This window comes from Agrobacterium tumefaciens, from assembly GCA_025560025.1.
Classification (GTDB): domain Bacteria; phylum Pseudomonadota; class Alphaproteobacteria; order Rhizobiales; family Rhizobiaceae; genus Agrobacterium.
Genome location: CP048485.1, coordinates 25,014 through 48,288, shown reverse-complemented (window position 1 = coordinate 48,288; position 23,275 = coordinate 25,014). Strand labels below are relative to the sequence as shown.

Here is a 23,275-nt window from a genome sequence, read left to right as displayed (position 1 = left end):
GGGACCATCCGTGACCACGAACACACGCGACTTTAAGGAATTTTCCATGAGCCTTACGGATCTCACCTCCCTCGAAACCATCATCGAAACCGCCTTCGACAACCGCGACGGTGTGAACGTATCGACGAAGGGCGAGGTTCGCGACGCGGTGGACACATCTCTTCAACTTCTCGACAGCGGCAAGGTTCGCGTGGCCGAGAAGCAGGCGGATGGAAACTGGAAGGTGAACCAGTGGCTGAAAAAGGCCGTGCTCCTCTCCTTCCGTCTGAACGATATGGAGATCGTGACCGGCGGACCGGGCGAATCTACCTGGTGGGACAAGGTGCCATCGAAGTTCGAAAACTGGGGCGAAAACCAGTTCCGCGCCGCCGGCTTCCGCGCCGTGCCGAACGCGGTGGTGCGCCGCTCCGCCTATGTGGCCAAGAACGTGGTGCTGATGCCGTCCTTCGTCAATCTCGGCGCTTATGTCGATGAAGGCACGATGGTCGACACCTGGGCGACGGTCGGTTCCTGTGCGCAGATCGGCAAGAACGTCCACCTTTCGGGCGGCGTCGGTATTGGCGGCGTTCTGGAGCCGCTTCAGGCCGGCCCGACCATCATCGAGGATAATTGCTTCATCGGCGCCCGTTCGGAAGTCGTCGAAGGCTGCATCGTGCGCGAAGGCGCCGTTCTCGGCATGGGCGTCTTCATCGGCAAGTCCACCAAGATCGTCGACCGCGCCACCGGCGAGATCACCTATGGCGAAGTGCCGCCCTATTCCGTCGTCGTTGCCGGCACCATGCCGGGCAAGCCTTTCCCGAACGGCGAGCCGGGCCCGAGCCTCTATTGCGCCGTCATCGTCAAGCGCGTCGATGAAAAGACCCGCTCCAAGACCGGTATCAACGAGCTTCTGCGCGACTGATAAAAGCGACTGCCATGACCACGACCGATCCCGTTGCCAATCTCGCCGCCCTCATCCGTTGCCCCTCGGTGACGCCCGCCGAAGGCGGTGCGCTATCGCTGCTCGACACCCTGCTTTCACCGCTTGGCTTTGTGGTGGAAAAAATGCTGGCGACGGAAGCGGGAACGCCTGACGTGGAAAACCTCTATGCCCGGCTCGGCACGGAAGGTCCGCATCTGATGTTTGCGGGCCACACGGACGTCGTGCCGGTGGGCGACGAGGCCGCATGGAGCCATCCGCCCTTTGCGGCCGAGATTGCTGACGGCGAGATGTTCGGCCGGGGTGCCGTGGACATGAAGGGCGGCATTGCCTGCTTTATCGCCGCCATTGCCCGCCATATCGAGAAACATGGCAAACCGAAGGGTTCGGTGTCGTTCCTGATCACCGGCGATGAGGAAGGTCCGTCGATCAACGGCACCTCAAAGCTGCTGGAATGGGCTGCAGCCAAAGGCGAAACCTGGGACGCCTGCGTGGTGGGCGAGCCGACCAATCCCGACCAGCTGGGTGACATGATCAAGATCGGCCGCCGTGGATCGCTTTCCGGCCGCATCACCGTGCACGGCGTGCAGGGGCATGCCGCCTATCCGCATCTCGCCGACAATCCCATTCGCGGACTGCTACAGCTGACCCATGCGCTGATGCATCCGCCCTTCGATAACGGTACGGATAATTTCCAGCCCTCCAATCTGGAAGTGACGACCGTCGACACCGGCAACGCCGCCACCAATGTGATCCCGGCGCGGGCGACAGCGGCTTTCAATATCCGTTTCAACGACAGCTGGACGGCCGAAAGCCTGCGAGCGGAAATCATCCGTCGCCTCGATGCCGCCGCAGCGGACGGCGAGCTGCGCCCAGACCGCAGCCCGGTGAAATACGACATCGTCTGGGCCGACCGCCCGGCCCATGTTTTCCTGACACGGAACAATGCCCTCATCTCGTCGCTTTCCGGCGCTGTGGAGGCCGTGACAGGCAAGGAGCCCCGGCTTTCGACCACGGGCGGCACATCGGATGCGCGCTTCATCAAGGATTATTGCCCGGTGGTAGAATTCGGCCTCGTCGGGCAGACCATGCATATGGTCGATGAGCGCGTGGCGGTTGCCGATCTCGAGACGCTGACCCGCATTTACGAAACCTTTATCGAACGCTGGTTCGCCCATGCCGACGGCAAGTGAAATAAGGCTCTATCTGAAGGGCCTGTGGCTTCTGCTGCTCGGCGACCATGCCGGCGCGCGTTACCTGGACCTGTCCGAACGCGGCATGTGGCGATCTTTCTATTCGGCCCTGTGGTGCCTGCCCGCCATGCTGGTTTCCTGGCTGTGGCTGCGCGCTGCCTTCCTGGCCAGCTATCCGCCCGGCACCGGAACAGGCTTCATCTTCTTTTTCCGCCTGGCGATGGTCGAGGCCATATGCTGGATCGTGCCGCTGCTGTTGATCGGCATGCTGCTGTTCGCCTTCGGCGCAAGGGAAAAATTCGCACCGCTGGTCACCACCATGAACTGGCTGTCGCTGCCGTTTTACTATGCCTATGCCGTTCTGATCCTGATTGCATTCTTCCTGCCGCCTTTGCAGGGGTTGATCGCCATTCTCTGGCTGGCGCTGCTTTTGTCGCTGGTCTTTGCCTTTTCGCGCATTGTGCGGTTCTTCATCCGCGACCAGTCGCTGCTTGTCTCGGCAATCGTCATGACGCTGCTGGTGCCGGGGATGCTGCTATCGGAAGCGCTGCAGCGTTTTCTCGGCGTTTATCCGGCCTGAGACACAGGGCGACCTTTCGGGTCAGTCCATATCTTCCGTGATTTCAACTGCGGGGTGACGGCGTGGCGGAATGACGTCGGGATAATCGACCTGCATGAAATAAAGACCGTCCGGCGGTGCGACGGGGCCGCAGGCCTTGCGATCCCGCGCTTCCAGCGCCGCGCGTACATCCTCCGGCGTCATGGTGCCTTCACCCGCCAGTTTCAGCGTGCCCGCAAAAGAACGGATCTGATTATGCAGGAAGCTCTGCGCCGTCGCTCGTATCTCAATGAGATCGCCGGTGCGGGTCACATCCAGCCGGTCGAGCGTCCGGACCGGGCTGTTCGCCTGACAATGGACCGAGCGGAAGGTAGTAAAATCGTGCCGGCCGACGAGCATCTGGGCGGCTTCATGCATGCGCTCATGGTCCATGTCCTTCGACACCCACCATGCACGCTTGTGCTCCAGCGCCAGCCGCGATTTGCGGCAGATAATACGATAGAGATAATGGCGACGGATGGCGGAAAAACGGGCGTCGAAATCTTCCGTCACCGCCGCCGCATCCAGAACCGAGACGGCCTCTTTCGCCATGGCCAGATGCGCGTTCACCGCGTTGCGAAGCTTGTAGGGTTCCCAGTCGCGAGCAAGATCAACGTGTATGACCTGCCCGACAGCATGTACGCCTGAATCCGTGCGGCCGGCACCGCGAATGGAAACGGTCTTGCCGGTCAGCGACCGGACGGCGGCTTCCAGAGCGCCCTGCACGGACGGCCCGTTATCCTGTCTCTGCCAGCCGTAATAAGGCGTACCGTCATATTCGACGGTCATGCGGAAACGTGGCATCAACCGAGCCTCGTTGAGGGGGGAACCGGCGTGCCGCGCACGAAATCCGCCGCCGACATCGGCTTGCCGCCCGCCTTCTGCAGACGGGTGAGCCGCACCGCGTCGCTGCCACAGGCGATGGTCAGGGCATCATCAAGCACTGCGCCCGCTTCTCCCATGCCGCTCGCCAGTTCGGAGGCCAGAACCTTCACCCGCTCCGCCTTGCCGCCGATGTCCATCTCCAGCCAGGCGCCGGGAAACGGCGAGAGGCCGCGAATGTGGTTATGCACGTCCTGTGCGGGCCGGGAAAAATCGATACGGGTCTCGCCCTTGTCGATCTTGGATGCGTAAACAACACCCTCTTCGGCCTGCACGGTCAGAGGAAGATCGTCCGCTTCCAGCTTGTCCATTGCCTGCCGCATCAGCCGTGCGCCGGCCAGCATCAGGCTATCGTGCAATTCGCCGGCAGTCATGTTCTCATCGATCGCGACCCTGGCGGTCAGCGCGACGGGGCCGGTATCCAGCCCCTTTTCCATTTTCATGACCATCATGCCGGTCTCGGCATCGCCGGCCATGATCGCCCGCTGGATGGGTGCCGCGCCCCGCCAGCGCGGCAGCAGCGAAGCATGGCCATTATAACAGCCAAGGCGCGTGCCGGAGAGGATCGCTTCGGGTAACAGCAGCCCATAGGCCACCACGACCGCCACATCGGCATTAAACTCCCGAAACTGCTGGCGATCTTCTTCAGCCCTGAAGTTTACGGGCGTCAGCACGGGCAGGCCCAGAAGCTCAGCCGCCTGATGCACCGGAGATTTTTGCAGATCGAGGCCACGACGGCCGCCGGGACGCGGCGGCTGCGTATAGACGGCAACGACCTCGTGACCCGCTTCCACCAATGCACGCAACGTGGGGACGGAAAACTCCGGTGTGCCCATGAAGATGATGCGAAGAGCCATCGTCGCCCCCTGCCCTTTTTGCCGTTCCGTCTCCAGATAAGGAGGACGGATCAGACCTTTGCGCGGGCCGCTTTCGTGAATTTCTTGATGACCATGTCGCGCTTCAACCGCGAAATATGGTCGATGAAGAGAACGCCGTTCAGGTGATCGATCTCGTGCTGCAGACACGTCGCCAGAAGCCCGTCCGCCTCGACGGTCTGCTGCTTGCCGTCACGGCCGACATATCGCACCGTCAAGGCTGCGGGGCGCTCGACTTCGGCGTAATAGTCGGGAATGGAGAGGCAGCCTTCCTCATAGGTCGAGATATCGTCCGACACCTTGAGGATTTCCGGATTGATGAAGACGATCGGGGTCTTTTCCTCGCCTTCACGCGCAACGTCAATCACCAGCATGCGGCGCGCCACGCCGACCTGAATGGCGGCAAGGCCGATGCCCGGCGCATCATACATGGTTTCCAGCATGTCGTCGGCGAGGCGTAGCACTTCGGCGTCCACCTGTTCGATGGGCTTCGATTGCTGGCGCAGCACGGGATCGGGCAAAATGATAAGCGGTTTGATAGTCATGGCTTCCCATAACGTATCTCTTGCGCCGAGGAAATAAAAAACACGCAGGCCAAACAGGCACCTGTCGCCCGTTCCGTCGGACTCATTTCCGCCGCAGGAATGTTCTTGTTTTGATCTTACGAATCACAGGAAATCTGCTAGATTTAGACATGGGTATAGATTTCTCCGTTCTCCTTGATCCAGCATTGCGGGCCGGTTCCGTCGACATCAGCTTCGGCGCGCTGCTTGCGGCCCTGGTTTTCGGCCTGGCTGCCGTCTGGATGACCACGAAAAGCCGCGAAAAAAAAGCGCAGGCCGATGGTGAAACCTCCGACCTCCTGAAAACGCAGGCCGAGCTACACGGCCGGATCGCCGCAATGGCAGAGACGCTCGGCACACGCCAGAGCGAGATGAGCCAGACGCTCAACCAGCGCCTCGACGGCATGTCGCAGCGGCTGGGTGAAACGCTGACGGAACAGACCCGCTCGACGCACGAGAATCTGAGCCGGCTGCAGGAGCGCCTGGCGGTTATCGACGCCGCGCAGGGCAATATTCAGGATCTGGCCAAGGACGTGGTCGGTCTGCAGGCGATCCTTTCCAACAAGCAGACGCGCGGGGCTTTCGGACAAGCACGCATGGAGACATTGATCGCTGATGCGCTACCCGCTGGCGCCTTTCAGCTTCAGCCGACGCTGTCGAACGGTTACCGGCCAGACTGCATCATCAAAATGCCGAACAACGCCCCATCGCTTGTCATCGACGCCAAGTTTCCGCTGGAGGCGTGGAACGCGATCAAGGCTGACGAGTCGCCGGAAACGAAACGGGCCGCCACCCAGCAGTTTCGCCGGGATATGGAAGTGCATATCCGCGACGTGGCCGAGAAATACCTCATTCGCGGCGAAACGCAGGATACGGTCTTCATCTTCGTGCCTTCAGAATCGATCTTCGCCGATATTCACCAGCATTTCGAATATCTGGTGCAACGCGCCCACCGCGCCCGCGTCGTCATCGTTTCGCCATCGCTGCTGATGCTTTCGGTGCAGGTCATCCAGTCCGTGCTGAAGGATCAGCGCATGCGCGAGCAGGCGCATCTTATACAGGGTGAAGTGGCTCTGCTCATGGACGATGTGCGGCGGCTAGATGATCGGACACGCAAGCTGCAGGCTCATTTCGGGCTGGCGCAGAAAGACGTCGACATGATGCTGATCTCCTCCGACAAGGTGCTGGCGCGTGGCCAGAAGATCGAGGGACTCGATTTTTCGTCGGCGGAAAAAGAAACTTTACATGGGGAAATCGAGCAGACGCGGCGCTTTGCGGAGAACAGGGCGGGAACGACCAAGTTGCGGGTGGTTGACGACGAGTGATGCCCTCGGGCAAAGTCGCCGCCTTGCTTGAATTCTATACGGACATGCCCCCCATGATTACTGTTTTCGGCTCCATCAACATGGATCTCGTCGCCACCGCCAAACGGCTGCCCAAACCCGGTGAAACGGTGACGGGAGAGAGCTTCGCCACCGCGGCAGGCGGAAAGGGAGCCAATCAGGCGCTTGCCGCAAGACGCGCGGGCGCAACCGTCAAGATGGCGGGCGCTGCAGGCGACGACACCTTTGCCGCACCGGCGCTGACATTGCTGCGCGAGGCCGGCACCGACCTGTCACTGGTCAAGACCGCACCGGGCCCGACCGGAACTGCCATGATCCTTATCGGCGAAGGCGGTGAGAACATGATCTCCGTCATTCCTGCCGCCAATGGTGAAGTTTCAGCAGCCGATGCGGCCAAGGCCGTGGCCGAAATGTCAGCGGGCGATATTCTGATGCTGCAGTTCGAGATACCCGCGCCCGCCATCGAAGCGGCGCTGACGGCCGCCAAGGCGAAACGCATCACCACCGTCATTAATACCGCACCGCTGACTGCTGACGGGCCGCGCCTTGCCGGACTTGCCGATATCGTCATCGCCAATGAAACGGAATTCGAGCTGCTGATCGGCAAAAGCGGACTTTCCGGTTCCGAGCGGGAAAACGAAATCAAGGCCCTGCATGAAAAGAGCGGCCAGACATTGATCGTGACGCTTGGTGCGGACGGCGTGATCGCCATTCGCAACGGCAAGGTTTTCCGGGCGTCCGGCCTCAAGATCGAACCGGTCGATACCGTCGGCGCAGGCGATACCTTCTGCGGTTATCTTGCCGCCAGTCTCGACCAGGGGATGGATTTCGAAAAGGCGCTGAAACGCGCCGCCGTTGCTGGTTCACTCGCCTGCACCCGCGCCGGCGCGCAGCCGTCCATTCCAGTCGCCGCCGAAGTGGACGCCAATCTCTGAGGGTTTCGGCCGTCAGGTGCGAATGAATGTGAGATAGGCCGAGCTTCGGCCTTCTCTTTTCGCCTTGTTCTCATAACGCGTGCCCGGCCAGTTGGCATAGGGTGTGCGCCAGTCGTCAGCGCTCGTCGCTGTCCACTCGAAACCGCCATGGCGGGCGCAATGCTGCAGCGTCCAGTTGATGTAGGTATCGATATCTGAAGCGAAGCAGAACTTGCCGCCGGGTTTCAGAACGCGATGGAAGCGGGCAAGGTTGACGTCAGACACGAAGCGGCGCTTCCAATGCTTCTTCTTGGGCCAGGGATCGGGGTAAAGAAGATCGATGTGATCGATTGATCCATCCGGCAGCCAGTCCAGCAATTGCGTTGCGTCATCGTCGTAAAGGCGGATATTCATCAACTCGCCTTCGCGCACGCTTGCCAGCAACTTCGCCATGGAATTGACGAAGGGCTCAACGCCGATGAAACCAGTCTCGGGATTTTCAACCGCGCGGTGGGCAAGATGCTCACCACCGCCGAAACCAATCTCCAGACGAACCGCTTTCACATCCGCAGGGAAGAGAGCAACGAGATTTTGCGGCGGGGCGCTTTCCAGATCGATTTTCAGCAAGGGCAGCAGATTTTCGATCGTGTCGATCTGCTGATTGCGCAGGGGCTTGCCCTTGCGCCTGCCAAAAAACGCTTCCGTCGCGCGCGAACGCCGTTCTTCCGTCATGTCATACTCTCAAGAACAAATAGACTTAACCCGCACAGCGCCACATGAGGCACTGTGCGGGTTACAAAAGGTTGGTGACGGTATCTCTCAATCGCCGTCAAATAACAAGGGCGATATCCCGTGCACGCATTTTCCGGACGTAAACCCGCTGCGCGGCTTTACTGGAAATGCTTCAAGCGCTCAAAGCTTCCTTGAGCGGCTTCACCAGATCGAGCTTCTCCCAGGAGAAGGAGCCATCGCGACCTGCCTTGCGTCCGAAATGGCCGTAGGAGGAGGTCTTGGCGTAGATCGGCTTGTTGAGATCGAGATGGCGGCGGATGCCCGACGGTGACAGGTCCATGACCTTGCGGATGGCGCCTTCGACCTGGTCTTCGCTGACCTTGCCCGTGCCGTGCAGATCGACATAGATCGACAGCGGCTGGGCGATACCGATCGCGTAAGCAATCTGGATGGTGCAACGATCGGCAAAACCGGCGGCCACAACATTCTTGGCGAGATAGCGAGCGGCATAGGCAGCGGAACGGTCGACCTTGGTCGTGTCCTTGCCGGAGAATGCACCGCCGCCATGGGGCGCAGCGCCGCCATAGGTGTCGACGATGATCTTGCGGCCCGTCAGGCCGGCATCGCCATCGGGACCACCAATGACGAACTTGCCGGTCGGGTTGATGTACCATTGGCAATCGTCAGCGATCTTCAGGTCACCCAGAGCTTCGCGAATATAGGGCTCGACGACGGCGCGAACCTTCTTCGAATCCCAGCTTGCATCGAGATGCTGCGTGGACAGAACGATGGATACGGCTTCGGCGGCCTTGCCGTCGACGTAACGAACGGTCACCTGGCTCTTGGCGTCCGGTCCGAGCTTTGCCGCTTCGCCTTCACCGCTTTTACGGGCGGTTGCCAGCAGCTGCAGGATACGGTGGGAATAATAGATCGGAGCCGGCATCAGGTCCGGCGTTTCCTTGCAGGCGTAACCGAACATGATGCCCTGGTCGCCGGCGCCCTCGTCGCCCTGCTTGTCGGAAGCATTGTCAACGCCCTGCGCGATGTCAGCCGACTGCGGATGCAGGAGAACGTCGATCTTGGCGGTCTTCCAGTGGAAACCATCCTGCTCATAGCCGATGTCGCGGATCGCCTTGCGGGCGGCGGACTTGAACTTCGAGGGGTTGATGACCGGATGGCCAGCGGCGTCCTTGAGAACCTTGCCGTCCTTGTCCTTCTTCAGAAGCGTATCGGGAACCCGAACCTCACCGGCGATAACGACGCGGTTGGTGGTTGCAAGCGTCTCGCATGCGATGCGCACGGTCCACGGGTCGACGCCCGTCTTGGACGCTTCACGGTAAATGAGATCCACGATTTCATCGGAAATACGATCACAAACCTTGTCCGGATGACCTTCAGCCACGGACTCGCTGGTGAACAGATAATTGGCACGCATGCGGGATTCCCCTCAAAGAATGGTCTTGGAGTTTGTTAGTCATTTCGGCCATGAAAAACAAGGACACAACCACATAAATATATCTTTATGTGAGAATTCCTTTCTAATCTGGCACAAAAAAACGGTCCTTGCGGACCGTTGAGTGCCCGGCATCCTGTGCCGGAAATTTAGTGTGTCACGCGGGCTCGCCCTACTCCGCGTCTCCCTCGGCGGCCAGCGCCTTGACGAGGTCCACGAGGCGACGGCGAACCTTCGGGTCGGCGATTTTGACAAATGCGCGGTTCAGCTGCAGACCTTCAGCCGAGGACAGGAAATCGACCACGTAGTTTGAGCTCGACGCTTCCGCCATGCCGGGAGCACCGCCAACCTGATCGCCGGGTGCATCTTCGAAGAAAAAGGAAACGGGCACGTTGAGGATGGCCGAAATATTCTGCAAGCGACTGGCGCCCACGCGGTTCGTGCCTTTTTCATACTTCTGGATTTGCTGAAAGGTAATTCCAAGACTTTCACCCAGCTTTTCCTGGCTCATGCCCAGCATGGTTCTGCGAAGTCGAATTCGGCTTCCGACATGAATGTCGATGGGGTTAGGCTTTTTCTTATTTTCGGTCATCATGCGGTCCTGACACTCGGAAAGGGTTGATATCTCGCTTCATTACTCACTCGAAGAAATGATCCGGCATTTCGACAGCGTCCAAACTTGTTTTACGACTGACGTATTCACTATGCAATTGTGGGGGTTGCTGGTCAATTCTGGCGCCGCGCAAAACTCCAGGCAGTCGATACCGCAACCATCAAAAGAATTGAAAAAATCAACCAGAAATACGTCCGATGTATGTCGTAAGTAAATGCGTCGCTTGACCCACCACTCAAAGTGGCGTCAACAATTCCGACCCGCCCGTAGTCCAATCCAGCGATAATGCGGCCATAGGGGTCTATGACGGCGGAAATTCCGGTATTTGCCCCGCGAATCACCGGCACACCCGTTTCGACGGCGCGCACTCTGGCCTGCAGAAAATGCTGGTACGGGCCGGGCGTATCGCCGAACCAGCCATCATTGGTCACGTTCAGGATCGCGGCCGCCCCCTTCAGGCCCGGCGTCATCTCACCCGGAAAAATGATCTCGTAACAAATCAGCGGATAGAAGGTCTTGCCGGAAGGAAGCGTCAAGGGCGTGCGCGAAGACGCCGCTGAGAAGCCGCCGGGCAGGCTGATGACATTGTCGATGCCGAATTCCCGCAGGATGCCTTCAAAGGGGACATATTCGCCAAAGGGTGTGAGATGGACCTTGTCGGTCGCGCCGATAATCTCGCCCTGGCTGTCAATCGCATAAACCGAATTGTAATAGCGCGGTGGCTTGCCTGCTCCCTGATCTTCCATTCTGACTGCGCCGGTGAACAGGACCTGCCCATCCTCCAGTGTCCTCGCAATTTCCGCCAGGGCGTCCGGGTTTTGCGTCAGGATAAACGGTACGGAGGTCTCCGGCCAGACAATGATGTCGGGGCGTTTTTTCCCTTCACCGGGCGGCAGGCCTGTCAGTCGCAGATGCTCGGCAAAAATCTCCGCACGGTCGGCGTTCAGCATTTTGCGGGACTGGTCAATCGAGGGCTGCACGATCCTGACGGTCAGCGCATCCGCCGGCGTTTCGGCCGGCGCCTGAAGACGGTAAAAACCATAACCGAAATGACAAGCCAACAGCAGAGCCGCCACAATAAGGCCCGGCCACATGCCCTTTTTCGTACCGATCAAGGCGGGAGCAGCAAAGATGAGAACGGCAAGCGTGGTGACGCCGAAAAGACCCAGCAGATGCGCCGACTGCATCATGATCGGCACGGGCATGATGCCATAACCGATAGCGTTCCACGGAAAGCCGGTCGCGAGAAAGCTGCGCAGCCATTCCGAAAGGCCGAATGCGGCAGCAAGGGCCGCGATGCGGCCGAAACCATCCGACCAGACGATATTGGCGATCGCAACCGCAAAACCGTAAAACAGCGCCAGAAAAGCCGGAAGGCCAAGAATGGCTAGCGGCAGCGCCCAGGCGAATTCGTCGGCCTCCAGCAGGAGCGCATTGCCGAGCCACCACAGGCCCGCCACGAAATAGCCCAGCCCAAAACACCAGCCAATGCCGAAAGCCGGCATGATACGGCTGAAGATGCCGCCGCCCGGCTTGCCGGTGCAGCCATCGATCAGCCAGACAAGCAGTGTGAACGACAAAAACAGCGCTGCGAAAAAGCCGAACGGGGGCAAGGCCAGTGCACCGACCGCGCCAGCGGCAATTGCCATCGCTGCCCGGCTTATGCCACCCGCCAGCATCACCCTGCCTGCAAGACGCTCCATACCATCTCCGTTTTATGCGCGTCTGGAAAAGACCGTTCCCGGCAAGGCCGCGCCGAGAAATTTTCCCTCAGATCCGACGTAAATGAAAAAAGATTCACAGTCCACAGGAGCGGCGGCGGCAGCAACACCATACAGTGCTTTGGCCCCGCAAACCGTTGGATTGGTGCAGTTTTGAGGTAGCGGCGACGGAGAACTCCCCGTCTGCCCTGCTCAGTCGACGTTCTGCTGATGCGTGATGAGGCGAACATCCGGCGCCGGCAGCGCAATCACCTCATTGGCTTCGCCCGGAGCACGATCATCCTGCCCTTCCGAGCCGTGATCCCGGACGATGCGGACCCCCTTGATACGCCTTGTATCGGCATCGAGGATCTGGAACTCGAAACCCGGTACCGCTCTCACCACCTCACCCTTGGCCGGAATGCGGCCGAGCGCAAAGAAGATGAGACCACCGAGCGTATCGATTTCCTCCAGATGTTCGCGGACATCGAATTCCGGGCCAATCGCCTCGGCAAGCTCCGTCAGCTCGGCGCGGGCATCCGCCACGAGCACATCGGCGGAAAGGCGCGAGAACATTGCCTCGTCCTTGTCGTGCTCATCATCGATATCGCCCACGACCATCTCGACGATGTCCTCATGGCTGACGAGGCCGTCCGTGCCGCCATATTCGTCGATTACGAGGGCGAGCTGCGTCCGCTGCGCCTGCATGGTCTTCAGGAGATCGGAGGCCAGCATCGAGGGCGGCGCAAAAAGGATTTTCCGCACCAGCCCGGCATCGGCAACCGTCTGTTCCAGATCGACGCGGGCAAGGTCGAAATTCGGTCGCGGCGAACGCGTCGCTTTCGTCTCGCCGTAAGCAACGCTTCGCGATCCCGCCCGGCGTTTGTTGCGGGCCTGTTTGGCGACATAGGCCAGGAGATCGCGGATGTGGATCATGCCCTTGGGATCATCCAGCGTCTCGTCATAAACCGGCATGCGGGAGCGTCCGGTTTCTTCAAAGAGAATGAGGGCGTCGCCAATCGTCATGTTCTGATCGAGACCGTCGATATCGACCCGCGGGATCATGATATCTTCGACCCGGACTTCCCGGAAACGCAGGATATTGTTGAGCATCGCCCGCTCTTCGGGCGAAAAGGCGGCACCGATTTCAGTGTCGTCCATCAGCGCGTCGGTCAAATCCTCGCGCAGGCGCTCGCCCTGTGACGGTTTCAGTAACCGCGCGATGCGCGACCAGATCGTCGATCTCGGCTTTGCAGTGAGGTCGTGACGTAAATGACTACTGCCCTCCTCCGAGGAGGACTGCTCGCCGTTTTCTCTGCCCTCATTGGCAGGTCGTGCAGAATGTTCGTTCATGGCTCCAGACAATATTCAAAGCGGTTCCTGTCCCGCGTAAGGATCAGATAGGCCAAGCACCGCCAAAATGCGAGTCTCAAGCGACTCCATTTCTTCCGCTTCTTCTTCGTCCATGTGGTCATAACCAAACAAATGCAGGAAACCATGAACGAGAAGATGGGTCAGATGATCCTCGAAACTCTTGTCAAGTTCAAGGGCCTCGCGCTCAACCGTCTCGCGCGCGATGACGATATCGCCCAGCATCGGGCCGGGCATACCGCCCGGTTCCAGCGGAAAAGCGGGGAAAGACAAGACATTGGTCGCCTTGTCCTTGTCGCGCCACTCGGCATTGATTTCCCGAATATTTTCATCATCGGTAAAGACCAGCGACAGCTCCACCGGCATTTTCGGGAAGGGTTGTTCCTCTTCCCGCTTCAGAAAATCGACCGCCGCATCCAGCACCTTGGTGGCAAAGACAGCCAAGTCCTCTTCCGAGGACCAGCCTTCGGCCTCGACACTGATTTGAATATCCAGAGCTGTCATTGTCTTTACGTCAGCTGCCCTTCACGAGGCTTTCATCCGGCACCGCCGTGTGGGATTCATAGGCCCGGACGATACGCGCCACCATCGGATGACGCACGACGTCGACATCCTTGAAGCGCACGACCGACACGCCCTCCACATCGGTGAGGATTTGCAGGGCCTCGACAAGACCGGATTTCACGCCGCGCGGCAAATCCACCTGGCTCGGGTCACCCGTCACGATCATGCGGCCGTTCTCGCCCAGACGGGTCAGGAACATCTTCATCTGCATGGTTGTGGTGTTCTGGGCTTCGTCCAGAATGACGGCGGCGTTAGCAAGCGTGCGGCCGCGCATGAAGGCCAGCGGCGCGATTTCGATGACGCCCGCCTGAATGGCACGCTCCACCTTGTCACCCGGCATCATGTCATAAAGCGCATCATAAAGCGGGCGCAGATAGGGATCGACCTTTTCCTTCATGTCGCCGGGCAGGAAGCCCAGACGCTCGCCCGCTTCGACGGCGGGGCGCGACAGGATGATGCGGTCGACCGCACCACGCTCCAGAAGCTGCGCCGCATGCGCCACGGCAAGATAGGTCTTGCCGGTGCCGGCGGGGCCGACGCCGAAAACCAGCTCGGACTGCTCGAGCGCCCGCATATAGACATCCTGCGTCGGCGTGCGGGCAGCGATGGTCTTCTTGCGGGTGGAAATCTGCGCCATGGAAATCTTCGCCTTGCGTTCCATCGTCGGCAAGGTCAGCTGATCGTCTGCCGCCATCGCCATGCGGATCGCGCCCTCCACGTCGGAAACCTCAGCGGTTCCGCCCTTGAGCAGGCGCTCGTAAAGGAAATCCAGCGCGCGACGGGCTTGATTGGTGGCGACCACATCACCGGTAATGGCAACCGAATTGCCGCGCGGGCGCGCATCAATATTGAGGCGCTGTTCCAGCAATTTGAGGTTTTGATCGAACTGACCGAATAGCTCTCCCGCTATCCTGTTATTCTCGAACGTGAGGACGAAGTGATTGGCGTCGGTCGCGGCTTGGCGTGGCTGGCGCGATGAAGGTGATACCAATTCATGTGCGTTCAAGCGGTCAGGCTCCTGTCCCAATCAGTGTCGGCTCCTCACTCTAACTCCCTGCCACCTCGGCAAACAAGCTGTTTGGACCCGTTGCGGTGATTCGTACATGAACAATGTCACCGATTTTCAAAGTCTTTGCATCAAGATTCACGGATTGCAGCCAGGGAGAGCGACCTATCAACTGTTCAGGCATGCGGCCGGGCTTTTCCAGCAACACATCCATGGTCTTTCCGACCAGCGATTCCGCAAATTCCTTCTGCTGCCGCAGCAGCAGGGCCTGCAATCGTTCCAGCCGCTCGGCCTTCACCTCTTCCTCAACCTGATCCGTAAGGTCAGCCCCCGGCGTACCAGGACGGGTGGAATATTTGAAGGAGAAGGCCTGCGCATATTTCACCTGCTCGACAATCGCCATCGTATCTTCGAAATCGCGATCCGTCTCACCGGGGAAGCCGACAATAAAGTCCCCCGACATGGCGATATCAGGGCGGGCAGCGCGGATTTTTTCGATAAGCTGGATATATTCCTCACCCGTATGACGACGGTTCATCGCCTTCAGGATGCGATCCGACCCTGATTGCACCGGCAGATGCAGGTAGGGCATCAGGATGCGCAGATCGCGATGCGCGCCGATCAGCCGATCATCCATGTCACGCGGATGGCTGGTCGTGTAGCGAAGCCGGGCGAGACCCGGAATCTCCGCCAGCCGGTAAAGCAGCTCAGCCAGACCCCATTTTTCGCCCTTCGGACCTTCGCCCTGCCAGGCATTGACGTTCTGGCCGAGCAGCGTGATCTCGCGCACACCGGCATCCACCAGCTTCATCGCCTCATCGACGATCTGGCGAACGGGGCGCGACACTTCCGAACCGCGCGTATAGGGCACGACACAGAAGGTACAGAATTTGTCACAGCCTTCCTGCACCGTCAGAAACGCCGTCACGCCACGCGTGCGCAGCGTCGCCTTTTCGGCGACCGGCAGATGCTCGAACTTGTCCTCAACCGCATATTCCGTCTCGATGACCCGCTCGCCGCCGCGTACCCGCTTCAGCGCTTCCGGCAGGCGGTGGTAAGTCTGGGGGCCGATGACGACATCGACGGCTGGCGCACGGCGAAGGATTTCCTCGCCTTCCGCCTGCGCCACGCAGCCGGCAACGCCGATCATGAATTCACGGCCCTGCTCTTCGCGCGATTTTTTCATGTCGCGCAGACGGCCAAGCGCTGAATAGACCTTTTCAGCCGCTTTTTCGCGGATATGACAGGTGTTCAGCAGAACCAGATCCGCCTCGCCCATATCCTCGGTCTGAACGTAACCATCCTTCGCCAGCGCATCGCTCATGCGAACGGAATCGTAGACGTTCATCTGACAGCCGTAGGTCTTGATAAAAACCTTGCGGCTGTTCGAACCCTCGCGGGCGATCGATTGGGGGGCGTCGAGGCTGATGGTTTCCTGGGTCATGGCGGCTATCTAGTGTTTTTCACGGCCAGATTAAACAGAAAAATGCCGGAAAAGCTATGATCTCGCTATTTCCGCCATCCACCGCGCAGGCTGAAGGCCAGCATCGAACGGATGGAAGCGGCGATATCGGTCGCAAGGCGCTTGCGGTTATCCGTGCTGTGGAACGGAACGCTGTCACCGAAGGTCACATCGACATCGATGGCGCCTGCCCTGATGACGCCAAGCAGATGCGGCATCAGCGTTATGCTGCCCGGCCAAGCGGCAATGATCCGATGATAACGACCCATGGCCATGCCGTGTACCCGCGTATAGGCGATGGCGACCGGCTGCACGTAAACCAGCTTGCCCGGGACCTGCTCGGCCGCCGTGGAGGCCGCGCCGAACAGCGAGGATTTGACGGCGAGCATGCGGTTGCCGTCCGAGGTGGTACCTTCGGGGAACAGGACGACGATCTCGCCATCGGCCATGCGGCTGGCAATCTCGCCAACCTGCTCGCCGGTGCTACGCTTCTGCTCGCGCTGAACGAAGATGCTTTTCTGCAGGCGGGCGAGCCAGCCGAAAACCGGCCAGTCCCTCACCTCCGTCTTGGCGATGAACACGACATCAGCAATGCTGCCGAGAACGAGGATGTCCTTCCACGAGGCGTGGTTGACCGCCAGCATCAGTGGTTTTGCCCGCTCCACATCACCATGGACATGCACGCGAATGCCGAGAACACGGCAGGCGATGCGATGCCAGATGCGTGGAATGCGGCGACGAAGCCGCCAGTCGAAGGCGAGGCCCAATAGTTGCAGCGGCAGCAATATGAGCGTGACGATCAGAAGAACGACCGCGATATAGGCTGTCCGGAGCCACATCATGATTGGAACGCCCGTCTGTTCACCGGCGTCTCAGCGTTCGCCGGGCTTTAACGGCACGCCGTAAAGTTCCAGCCGGTGATCCACGAGCTTGAAGCCGTGTTCGCGGGCGATCTTCTCCTGGAGGGCCTCGATCTCGGCGGAATGAAATTCGATGACGACGCCGTTCTTCAGATCGATCAGATGATCGTGATGTTCCTCGGGCACCGTCTCGTAACGCGAGCGGCCATCACGAAAATCGTGACGCTCGATAATGCCGGCGTCTTCGAACAGCTTCACCGTTCTGTAGACGGTGGAAATCGAGATGCGCGGGTCCACGGCGGAGGAACGGCGGTAAAGTTCCTCGACATCGGGATGATCGGCCGATTCCTGCAGGACACGGGCAATGACGCGGCGCTGGTCCGTCATCCGCATGCCGCGTTCGGCACAAAGCTCCTCCAGCGTTTTCGAAAGGTCTATCACGTCTTCTGGCCTTTTGAGTATTCCGGTTGAATTTTGCGGCTTTCGCCGAAAAAATGCCTGTCGCAGGGAACTAGCGAAGATCGCGGCGCATGACAAGCGCCGTCGACTTGGTTCCATCCTTGGCGGTATAATAGGCCTTGCGCTCCGCGACTGTCTTGAAGCCGAGCTTTTTATAAAGCCCAAGGGCGGAAGCGTTGCTGTTGTCCACCTCAAGGAACATGGTTTCCGCACCGCGCATCATCGCTTCGCGAATGGCCGACTGCATCAGACGCCAGCCGAGGCCGGCGCGCGCGAACTTGTCGGCGACGGCGACGGTGAGGATTTCCGCCTCGCCAGCCACCTCCCGCGCCAGCACGAAGCCACCGAGCGGCCTGCTGAAAAATGCGTTGGTCTGACGGGCGACGGCACCGAAAACCGATCCCTGCGTCAACAGGCCGGAAAACTCGCCGTCATTCCAGGGGCGCGGAAAGCGCAGCGCATGCAGTTCCGCCACCGCGCCGCAATCCTCATGCTGCATCGGCACGATTTCGAAATAGGGCTTCCAGCTTAGATAATCATCAAACATAGCAAGGATCGGGCATCACGGGAATCATTCGCAGGCATTCAGCCATGCCCTATCAGGCAACGCCCTGACGTGCCAGCGCAAAACCGGTCTGCGGCCGGGCATCCGGCCCGCGCAGATAAAGCGGCGCAGGTTTCGGCTGGCCTGCCGGCTTGCGCGCGGCGGCGCGCGCCACCGAGGTAATCGGGAAATGATCCGGTCCGGAACCAGCCTCTGCCCCGGCGAAAAGCGGCGCAGCGGAGCCGATGACGGCGCCATCGAAACCTTCGATGGCCAGTCTGGAGTCCTCCAGAGACAGGAGGGAGGCATCGCGAAGCGGCGATCCATCCGCCGAAAATGTCTGGAGGTAGGCTTCATCGCGCTTGGCATCCAGCCCGACGGCCACGGGCCGGCCGGGATTCGCAAGCAGGTAATGCAGCGCAAGCGTCTCCAGCGTGGTTACACCCAAGGCCTCAATGCCGAGGGACAGGGCAAAACCACGCGCAGCGGCAACACCGACACGGATACCGGTGAAAGACCCCGGACCGATGGTCACGCCGATGCGTTCGACATTCTGGAGCGGCAGTTGCGCCTGCTCCAGAGCACCATCAATGACGGCCATCAGCCTTTCGGCATGGCCCTTGCCGATTGTTTCGCACACTTCGCCGAGTACCTTGTCGGAGGCGCTGTCATAAACGCAGGCGGAACAATCCACACCTGACGTGTCGAGTGCTAGAACAATCATGGCGTGGCCTGGCTTACAATGTCATACCGCTTCGACTTCGCGCACTTCCGGCACGAAATGGCGAAGCAAATTCTGAACGCCATGCTTCAGCGTGGCGGTGGAGGACGGGCAACCCGAGCAGGCACCCTTCATGTTGAGGAACACAGTACCGTCGCGGAAACCGCGGAAGGTGATGTCGCCACCGTCCTGCGCCACGGCGGGACGGACGCGGGTATCCAGCAACTCCTTGATGGTGGCGACGATGGTTTCGTCACCCTCTTCGAAGAATTCGCCCTCCTCATCCGACACTTCGGCCGCAACGGCCGTGCCCATGATCGGGCGGCCGGACATGAAGTGCTCCATGATCGAGCCCAGAATAGCAGGCTTCAGGTGCTGCCATTCCGCACCATCCTTGGTGACGGTGATGAAATCGAAACCGAAATAAACGCCGGTCACACCCGGAATGGTGAAGAGGCGCTCCGCCAGCGGCGAAGCCTGCGCCTGCGACGGGTTGAGAAACTCTGCCGTGCCGCTTTCCAGCACCACCTTGCCCGGCAGGAACTTCAACGTCGTGGGGTTCGGCGTGGCTTCCGTCTGAATGAACATCGTCTGTCTCCTTCGAGGTCGCCGTTCACGCCCCGCAATTTAGAATTCTTCCAAAAAATACGCCCGGCGAAGCCGTACTTCAAGCCCTGACATGATAATTACATTCAAGAAATCGTCAGCCCCAAGATCTTGCCCGAAACCAGGATCAGCAGAGCGCGTCGATTTCCTCGTCCGACAGCGTATCCGGCAGCACGGTGACCGGAATGGGAAAGGCTGCACCGCGTCCGGCGATGGAGGACACCAGCGGTCCCGGCCCTTCCTTGGTCGAGCCTGCTGCCAGAACGAGAATGGCGATATCGCGGTCTTCCTCGACCAGCCCGTGGATCTGCTCGGTGGCGCTGCCTTCGCGAATGACCGACTCCGGTTCGATACCGATTGTCTCGCGCACCTTCTGGGCGATCTTGGCAAGCGTGGCTTCCGCCTCCTCACGCGCCTCGGCCCGCATGATCTGTTCGACACCCAGCCATTGCTGGAAATCCCCTTCCGGGATCATGTAAAGCAGGACCAGTCCGCCATTGGAGTTCTTGGCGCGACGGCCGGCATAGTGCACGGCCCTTTCGCATTCCGGTGTGTCATCGATAACGGCGAGAAATTTGCGACGATGCCCTTCCAGACGCGACAGCCGTTTTGAAACCATTCCGCACTCCCTAAGTCCGCCGTGATCCAAAAAACCGCCCGACGGTTCGGGCGGAGATTATATCAAATCACGGCAGGCGCAAACCGCCTGCCGTCGTTCGCAGGCGGCCTGTGCTCAGCGCAGGAAGCCGATGATATCGCGCACCTCGTTCATCGTCTTCTCAGCGATCGCGCGAGCCCGCTCGCCGCCCTGGCTGAGAATGGCGTCGATATGGGTCGGGTCATCGAGAAGGCGGCGCATCTCGTTGTTGACGGGGGCCAGAACATTGACGGCAAGCTCGACCAGAGCCGGCTTGAAGGCCGAGAACTGCTGTCCGCCGAATTCGGAAAGAACATCCGCCTTGGTCCTGTCGGACAGCGCGGCATAGATGCCGACGAGGTTTTCGGCCTCGGGGCGACCCTTCAGGCCTTCCACTTCGCTCGGCAACGCGTCCGGGTCGGTCTTTGCCTTCTTGATCTTCTTCGAGATCGCGTCGACATCATCCATCAGGTTGATGCGCGACAGATCGGAAGGGTCGGACTTCGACATCTTCTTGGTGCCGTCCTTGAGCGACATCACGCGCGGGGCCGGACCGCCGATCAACGGCTCCACCATCGGGAAATAGGCGTGCACCGGCTCATCGCCGACTGTGATATCGAGGCCAAGACCGGCCTTGCGGATATGGTCGCTGAAATCGATGTTGAATTTCTGGGCGATATCGCGGGCGAGTTCCAGATGCTGCTTCTGGTCGTCACCGACCGGAACATGCGTGGCGCGATAGACCAGAATGTCGGCGGCCATCAGGCTCGGATAGGCGAGCAGGCCGAGCGAGACCTGCTCGGCATTCTTGCCGGACTTGTCCTTGAACTGGGTCATGCGCTCCATCCAGCCGATGCGCGCCACGCAGTTGAACACCCATGCCAATTCCGCATGCTGCGGCACGGCCGACTGATTGAAGACGATATGTTTTACGGGGTCGATACCGGCGGCGATGAAGGCGGCCGCAATCGAGCGGGTCTGCGCCTTCAGGTCCGTATGAACGAGCTGGGCGGTGATGGCGTGCATGTCGACGACGCAATAGATGCAGTCGTTATCTTCCTGCAACGCCACGAATTTGCGGATGGCGCCGAGATAATTACCGAGATGCAGATTGCCGGTCGGCTGGACGCCCGAGAAAACCAGCGGCTTGAATGCGTTCATTGTCGTCCTCGAAAAGGCTTGTGGAGGGCCCCGCCCCATGGTTGGAATTGCACGCGCGCTTATGCACCCGCAGCCCCCAGCAATCAAGCGGTTTCAGGGCATGTCAGCCGCGCGGTTCCAGAAGATCCCAGCGATTTCCGTAAGGGTCGGCAAAGACCGCAACGGAGCCGTAAACCTCGTGGCGCGGTTCTTCCAGAAAGCGCACGCCGCGGGCGAGCATGGTCTCGTAATCGCGTTGGAAATTGTCGGTATGCAGGAAAAACCCGACACGCCCGCCCGTCTGGTTGCCGATGGCAAGCCTCTGCGGTTCACCATCCGCCTGGGCAAGCAGCAGGGCACCGCCATCGCTGCCTTCAGGTTTCACCACCAGCCATCGCTTGCCATCACCAAGCGGCTGATCGGACAGGCACTCGAACCCGAGAACATTGCAATAAAACGCTTTTGCCCGATCGTAGTTATCCACGACAAGCGTAACAAGCGCGATGCGGCGGTTTTCGGCAAAGGACATCAGCCCGCCTCCGTTTCGACGTTCTTTTTGCCGCGCTTGCGGATGGCTCGCTTGACCATGCCGATATCGGCTCCGCCGGAAACGAAAGCGAGCACGAAATAAACCAGCATGGCTGCGAAAACGAGAGCCATGATGGTGCCCGCCCGCACGAAAATGGACGAGGCGGAAGACAGTTCGAAAGTCAGCCAGGTCAGCGCATAGTGCACGAAACCGGCCATCAACGCCGCAGCCAGCAGCAAACGCGGAATGCGGGTGAGCAGCGGAATATCCACCTGCCAGTGACCGCGCCACAAAAGCATGCCGAACAACAGGGCGGCGTTCACCCAGCCGGCAGTGATTTCGGCAATGGCGATGCCCCGGCCCCCAAGACGCGGAAACAGCGTCAGCGCCAGGGAGACGTTCACGACGACGGAAATCGCTGCGAAGATCATTGGCGTGCGGGTATCCTCGCGGGCGAAGAAGCCCGGAATGAAGGCCTTGATCAGCACGAAAGCCGGCAGACCAAGACCATAGATACCGAGGATTTGCGCGACGGTGATGGTGGCCGAAGGCGAGAAGTTGCCGCGTTCATAAAGAAAACGAACGATAGGCTCCGCCATGACGAGAAGTGCTGCAGCAGCCGGCAATGTCAGGAACAGTACGAATTCGACCGAGCGGTTCTGCAGGCTTCCGGCCTCAACCATATGCCCGCCGCGCAAGGCCCGCGCCAGCTCCGGCAGAAGCACGGTGGCCACCGCAATGCCGACCACGCCGAGCGGCAGCTGATAAATCCGGTCCGCATAGGCAAGCGACGAGATCACGCCCTCGCCGGCAGAGGCGATATTGGTGTTGATCAAAAGATTGATCTGGGTGATGCCGCCGGTGATGGCTGCCGGCAGGGCAAGAACCAGAAGGCGCTGCACATTCTTCGTCAGCCGGGGCCTGCGGAAACCGATGCGCATGCCGGCATTGCGCACGGCAATCCAGACGATGGCAAGCTGCACCACGCCCGCCGCCATCACGCCCCAGGAGAGCGCATAGCCTACCTGAAGCGGATCGTAGTTCTTCCACCATGCAAGCGCGAGCACGCCGATGAGGATGATGTTGAGGAAAACGGGAGCAATTGCGGCTGCGAAATAACGATGCAGCGAGTTCAGCATGCCGCCCATCATTGCCGCCAGAGACATGCAGGCGAGATAGGGGAACATGATGGTGGCGAGATGGACGGTGTTGTCGAATTTCACCGGGTCTTCCAGAAAGCCCGGCGCGATCACCGTGCGCACGATGAACGGCATCGACAGTTCCATCAGGATCGTCAGAGCCAGAAGCACGGTGAACAGGACGCCGAAGACTTCCTCGGAAAAGCGTCTTGCCCCTTCCATGCCGTTCGCCTCGATTTCCTTGGCGAAAAGCGGCACGAAAGCCGAGTTGAACGCACCTTCGGCAAAGAGCCGCCGGAAGGTATTGGGGAAACGGAAAGCAGCATTGAAGGCATCCGCCACCGGGCCGGTGCCGACGGCGGCTGCCATCAGGGTTTCGCGCAGGAAGCCGAAAATGCGGCTGCCGAGCGTGGCGGTGCCGACGGTGGCGAACTTGCCGATCAGACTCATGG

Annotated in this window: 25 protein-coding genes; 5 read left to right on the top strand and 20 right to left on the bottom strand. The window is 60.0% G+C overall.

What is annotated here, in order from left to right:
- The first annotated feature begins 46 nt into the window (after window positions 1-46).
- The 3 genes from dapD to FY152_00225 are packed head-to-tail and all read left to right on the top strand — an operon-like array spanning window position 47 to window position 2,692.
- On the top strand, window positions 47-901 hold the full coding sequence (gene dapD / locus FY152_00235) for a 2,3,4,5-tetrahydropyridine-2,6-dicarboxylate N-succinyltransferase (GenBank protein UXS30592.1): 855 nt from the start codon (window positions 47-49) through the stop codon (window positions 899-901).
- Window positions 902-915: 14 nt separating this feature from the next.
- Window positions 916-2,112 carry a succinyl-diaminopimelate desuccinylase gene (gene dapE, locus FY152_00230; GenBank protein ID UXS30591.1) on the top strand — a complete coding sequence of 399 codons (1,197 nt, stop codon included), beginning with the start codon at window positions 916-918 and terminating at the stop codon, window positions 2,110-2,112.
- Window positions 2,096-2,692 carry a hypothetical protein gene (locus FY152_00225; GenBank protein UXS30590.1) on the top strand — a complete coding sequence of 199 codons (597 nt, stop codon included), beginning with the start codon at window positions 2,096-2,098 and terminating at the stop codon, window positions 2,690-2,692. Before dapE ends, FY152_00225 begins: the two co-directional genes overlap by 17 nt.
- A 21-nt stretch (window positions 2,693-2,713) precedes the next feature.
- Here FY152_00225 and truA read toward each other — a convergent pair whose 3' ends face one another.
- Genes truA through FY152_00210 form a run of 3 tightly spaced genes read right to left on the bottom strand, consistent with a single transcriptional unit; the run spans window position 2,714 to window position 5,012 of the window.
- Window positions 2,714-3,514: a tRNA pseudouridine(38-40) synthase TruA gene (gene truA, locus FY152_00220; protein ID UXS30589.1), complete on the bottom strand. Its 801-nt coding sequence runs from the start codon at window positions 3,512-3,514 to the stop codon at window positions 2,714-2,716.
- The gene (locus FY152_00215) at window positions 3,514-4,449 is read right to left on the bottom strand and encodes a methionyl-tRNA formyltransferase (GenBank protein ID UXS30588.1); all 936 of its coding nucleotides are present in this window, start codon (window positions 4,447-4,449) and stop codon (window positions 3,514-3,516) included. Before FY152_00215 ends, truA begins: the two co-directional genes overlap by 1 nt.
- Before the next feature lie 50 nt (window positions 4,450-4,499).
- Window positions 4,500-5,012, bottom strand: a complete 513-nt coding sequence (locus FY152_00210) for a peptide deformylase (GenBank protein UXS30587.1) — start codon at window positions 5,010-5,012, stop codon at window positions 4,500-4,502.
- A gap of 149 nt (window positions 5,013-5,161) precedes the next feature.
- Here FY152_00210 and FY152_00205 point away from each other — a divergent pair, with 149 nt between their 5' ends.
- Together FY152_00205 and FY152_00200 are read left to right on the top strand one after the other, a co-directional pair.
- Window positions 5,162-6,355: a DNA recombination protein RmuC gene (locus tag FY152_00205; GenBank protein UXS30586.1), complete on the top strand. Its 1,194-nt coding sequence runs from the start codon at window positions 5,162-5,164 to the stop codon at window positions 6,353-6,355.
- 53 nt (window positions 6,356-6,408) lie between these two features.
- Window positions 6,409-7,308 carry a ribokinase gene (locus FY152_00200; GenBank protein ID UXS30585.1) on the top strand — a complete coding sequence of 300 codons (900 nt, stop codon included), beginning with the start codon at window positions 6,409-6,411 and terminating at the stop codon, window positions 7,306-7,308.
- Window positions 7,309-7,320: 12 nt separating this feature from the next.
- Here FY152_00200 and trmB read toward each other — a convergent pair whose 3' ends face one another.
- The 17 genes from trmB to murJ all read right to left on the bottom strand — a co-directional run bounded on the left by trmB (window position 7,321) and on the right by murJ (window position 23,273).
- The gene (gene trmB / locus FY152_00195) at window positions 7,321-8,019 is read right to left on the bottom strand and encodes a tRNA (guanosine(46)-N7)-methyltransferase TrmB (protein UXS30584.1); all 699 of its coding nucleotides are present in this window, start codon (window positions 8,017-8,019) and stop codon (window positions 7,321-7,323) included.
- Window positions 8,020-8,191: 172 nt separating this feature from the next.
- Entirely contained in the window at window positions 8,192-9,454 is a 1,263-nt protein-coding gene (locus tag FY152_00190; protein ID UXS30583.1) for a methionine adenosyltransferase, read from the bottom strand.
- A 190-nt stretch (window positions 9,455-9,644) separates the two neighbouring features.
- On the bottom strand, window positions 9,645-10,064 hold the full coding sequence (locus tag FY152_00185) for a helix-turn-helix transcriptional regulator (protein UXS30582.1): 420 nt from the start codon (window positions 10,062-10,064) through the stop codon (window positions 9,645-9,647).
- A gap of 134 nt (window positions 10,065-10,198) precedes the next feature.
- Window positions 10,199-11,788, bottom strand: a complete 1,590-nt coding sequence (lnt, locus tag FY152_00180) for an apolipoprotein N-acyltransferase (GenBank protein ID UXS30581.1) — start codon at window positions 11,786-11,788, stop codon at window positions 10,199-10,201.
- Between the two features lie 210 nt (window positions 11,789-11,998).
- Complete coding sequence (locus FY152_00175; protein ID UXS30580.1) at window positions 11,999-13,138, bottom strand: HlyC/CorC family transporter; 1,140 nt, start codon at window positions 13,136-13,138, stop codon at window positions 11,999-12,001.
- A 15-nt stretch (window positions 13,139-13,153) separates the two neighbouring features.
- The gene (gene ybeY / locus FY152_00170) at window positions 13,154-13,660 is read right to left on the bottom strand and encodes an rRNA maturation RNase YbeY (protein ID UXS30579.1); all 507 of its coding nucleotides are present in this window, start codon (window positions 13,658-13,660) and stop codon (window positions 13,154-13,156) included.
- A 10-nt stretch (window positions 13,661-13,670) separates the two neighbouring features.
- Window positions 13,671-14,726 (bottom strand): phosphate starvation-inducible protein PhoH, encoded by a 1,056-nt coding sequence (gene phoH, locus FY152_00165; GenBank protein UXS30578.1) that lies wholly within the window; start codon window positions 14,724-14,726, stop codon window positions 13,671-13,673.
- A 40-nt stretch (window positions 14,727-14,766) separates the two neighbouring features.
- The gene (gene miaB, locus FY152_00160; protein UXS30577.1) at window positions 14,767-16,170 is read right to left on the bottom strand and encodes a tRNA (N6-isopentenyl adenosine(37)-C2)-methylthiotransferase MiaB; all 1,404 of its coding nucleotides are present in this window, start codon (window positions 16,168-16,170) and stop codon (window positions 14,767-14,769) included.
- 65 nt (window positions 16,171-16,235) lie between these two features.
- On the bottom strand, window positions 16,236-17,030 hold the full coding sequence (locus tag FY152_00155; protein ID UXS30576.1) for a 1-acyl-sn-glycerol-3-phosphate acyltransferase: 795 nt from the start codon (window positions 17,028-17,030) through the stop codon (window positions 16,236-16,238).
- A 30-nt stretch (window positions 17,031-17,060) separates the two neighbouring features.
- Window positions 17,061-17,489 carry a transcriptional repressor gene (locus tag FY152_00150; protein UXS30575.1) on the bottom strand — a complete coding sequence of 143 codons (429 nt, stop codon included), beginning with the start codon at window positions 17,487-17,489 and terminating at the stop codon, window positions 17,061-17,063.
- 70 nt (window positions 17,490-17,559) lie between these two features.
- Window positions 17,560-18,054 (bottom strand): GNAT family N-acetyltransferase, encoded by a 495-nt coding sequence (locus FY152_00145; GenBank protein UXS30574.1) that lies wholly within the window; start codon window positions 18,052-18,054, stop codon window positions 17,560-17,562.
- Window positions 18,055-18,106: 52 nt separating this feature from the next.
- Window positions 18,107-18,775 carry a tRNA (adenosine(37)-N6)-threonylcarbamoyltransferase complex dimerization subunit type 1 TsaB gene (gene tsaB / locus FY152_00140; protein UXS30573.1) on the bottom strand — a complete coding sequence of 223 codons (669 nt, stop codon included), beginning with the start codon at window positions 18,773-18,775 and terminating at the stop codon, window positions 18,107-18,109.
- 21 nt (window positions 18,776-18,796) lie between these two features.
- On the bottom strand, window positions 18,797-19,360 hold the full coding sequence (locus FY152_00135) for a NifU family protein (protein UXS30572.1): 564 nt from the start codon (window positions 19,358-19,360) through the stop codon (window positions 18,797-18,799).
- Window positions 19,361-19,505: 145 nt separating this feature from the next.
- The gene (locus FY152_00130) at window positions 19,506-19,997 is read right to left on the bottom strand and encodes a universal stress protein (GenBank protein UXS30571.1); all 492 of its coding nucleotides are present in this window, start codon (window positions 19,995-19,997) and stop codon (window positions 19,506-19,508) included.
- A gap of 114 nt (window positions 19,998-20,111) precedes the next feature.
- On the bottom strand, window positions 20,112-21,176 hold the full coding sequence (trpS, locus tag FY152_00125; protein ID UXS30570.1) for a tryptophan--tRNA ligase: 1,065 nt from the start codon (window positions 21,174-21,176) through the stop codon (window positions 20,112-20,114).
- Between the two features lie 103 nt (window positions 21,177-21,279).
- The gene (locus FY152_00120) at window positions 21,280-21,684 is read right to left on the bottom strand and encodes a VOC family protein (GenBank protein UXS30569.1); all 405 of its coding nucleotides are present in this window, start codon (window positions 21,682-21,684) and stop codon (window positions 21,280-21,282) included.
- Window positions 21,684-23,273 carry a murein biosynthesis integral membrane protein MurJ gene (gene murJ, locus FY152_00115; GenBank protein ID UXS30568.1) on the bottom strand — a complete coding sequence of 530 codons (1,590 nt, stop codon included), beginning with the start codon at window positions 23,271-23,273 and terminating at the stop codon, window positions 21,684-21,686. Before murJ ends, FY152_00120 begins: the two co-directional genes overlap by 1 nt.
- Between the last annotated feature and the right edge of the window lie 2 nt (window positions 23,274-23,275).

What these genes read in the sequence shown, in the direction of transcription:
- trpS (UXS30570.1), bottom strand. Translation starts at nt 21,176, where the DNA reads ATGAACGCATTCAAGCCGCTGGTTTTCTCGGGCGTCCAGCCGACCGGC.
- FY152_00130 (UXS30571.1), bottom strand. Translation starts at nt 19,997, where the DNA reads ATGGTTTCAAAACGGCTGTCGCGTCTGGAAGGGCATCGTCGCAAATTT.
- FY152_00225 (UXS30590.1), top strand. Translation starts at nt 2,096, where the DNA reads ATGCCGACGGCAAGTGAAATAAGGCTCTATCTGAAGGGCCTGTGGCTT.
- FY152_00185 (UXS30582.1), bottom strand. Translation starts at nt 10,064, where the DNA reads ATGACCGAAAATAAGAAAAAGCCTAACCCCATCGACATTCATGTCGGA.
- tsaB (UXS30573.1), bottom strand. Translation starts at nt 18,775, where the DNA reads ATGATTGTTCTAGCACTCGACACGTCAGGTGTGGATTGTTCCGCCTGC.
- lnt (UXS30581.1), bottom strand. Translation starts at nt 11,788, where the DNA reads ATGGAGCGTCTTGCAGGCAGGGTGATGCTGGCGGGTGGCATAAGCCGG.
- FY152_00215 (UXS30588.1), bottom strand. Translation starts at nt 4,449, where the DNA reads ATGGCTCTTCGCATCATCTTCATGGGCACACCGGAGTTTTCCGTCCCC.
- FY152_00135 (UXS30572.1), bottom strand. Translation starts at nt 19,360, where the DNA reads ATGTTCATTCAGACGGAAGCCACGCCGAACCCCACGACGTTGAAGTTC.
- dapE (UXS30591.1), top strand. Translation starts at nt 916, where the DNA reads ATGACCACGACCGATCCCGTTGCCAATCTCGCCGCCCTCATCCGTTGC.
- FY152_00190 (UXS30583.1), bottom strand. Translation starts at nt 9,454, where the DNA reads ATGCGTGCCAATTATCTGTTCACCAGCGAGTCCGTGGCTGAAGGTCAT.
- trmB (UXS30584.1), bottom strand. Translation starts at nt 8,019, where the DNA reads ATGACGGAAGAACGGCGTTCGCGCGCGACGGAAGCGTTTTTTGGCAGG.
- FY152_00120 (UXS30569.1), bottom strand. Translation starts at nt 21,684, where the DNA reads ATGTCCTTTGCCGAAAACCGCCGCATCGCGCTTGTTACGCTTGTCGTG.
- FY152_00175 (UXS30580.1), bottom strand. Translation starts at nt 13,138, where the DNA reads ATGAACGAACATTCTGCACGACCTGCCAATGAGGGCAGAGAAAACGGC.
- FY152_00210 (UXS30587.1), bottom strand. Translation starts at nt 5,012, where the DNA reads ATGACTATCAAACCGCTTATCATTTTGCCCGATCCCGTGCTGCGCCAG.
- FY152_00200 (UXS30585.1), top strand. Translation starts at nt 6,409, where the DNA reads ATGATTACTGTTTTCGGCTCCATCAACATGGATCTCGTCGCCACCGCC.
- FY152_00205 (UXS30586.1), top strand. Translation starts at nt 5,162, where the DNA reads ATGGGTATAGATTTCTCCGTTCTCCTTGATCCAGCATTGCGGGCCGGT.
- truA (UXS30589.1), bottom strand. Translation starts at nt 3,514, where the DNA reads ATGCCACGTTTCCGCATGACCGTCGAATATGACGGTACGCCTTATTAC.
- miaB (UXS30577.1), bottom strand. Translation starts at nt 16,170, where the DNA reads ATGACCCAGGAAACCATCAGCCTCGACGCCCCCCAATCGATCGCCCGC.
- ybeY (UXS30579.1), bottom strand. Translation starts at nt 13,660, where the DNA reads ATGACAGCTCTGGATATTCAAATCAGTGTCGAGGCCGAAGGCTGGTCC.
- dapD (UXS30592.1), top strand. Translation starts at nt 47, where the DNA reads ATGAGCCTTACGGATCTCACCTCCCTCGAAACCATCATCGAAACCGCC.
- murJ (UXS30568.1), bottom strand. Translation starts at nt 23,273, where the DNA reads ATGAGTCTGATCGGCAAGTTCGCCACCGTCGGCACCGCCACGCTCGGC.
- FY152_00155 (UXS30576.1), bottom strand. Translation starts at nt 17,030, where the DNA reads ATGATGTGGCTCCGGACAGCCTATATCGCGGTCGTTCTTCTGATCGTC.
- FY152_00145 (UXS30574.1), bottom strand. Translation starts at nt 18,054, where the DNA reads ATGTTTGATGATTATCTAAGCTGGAAGCCCTATTTCGAAATCGTGCCG.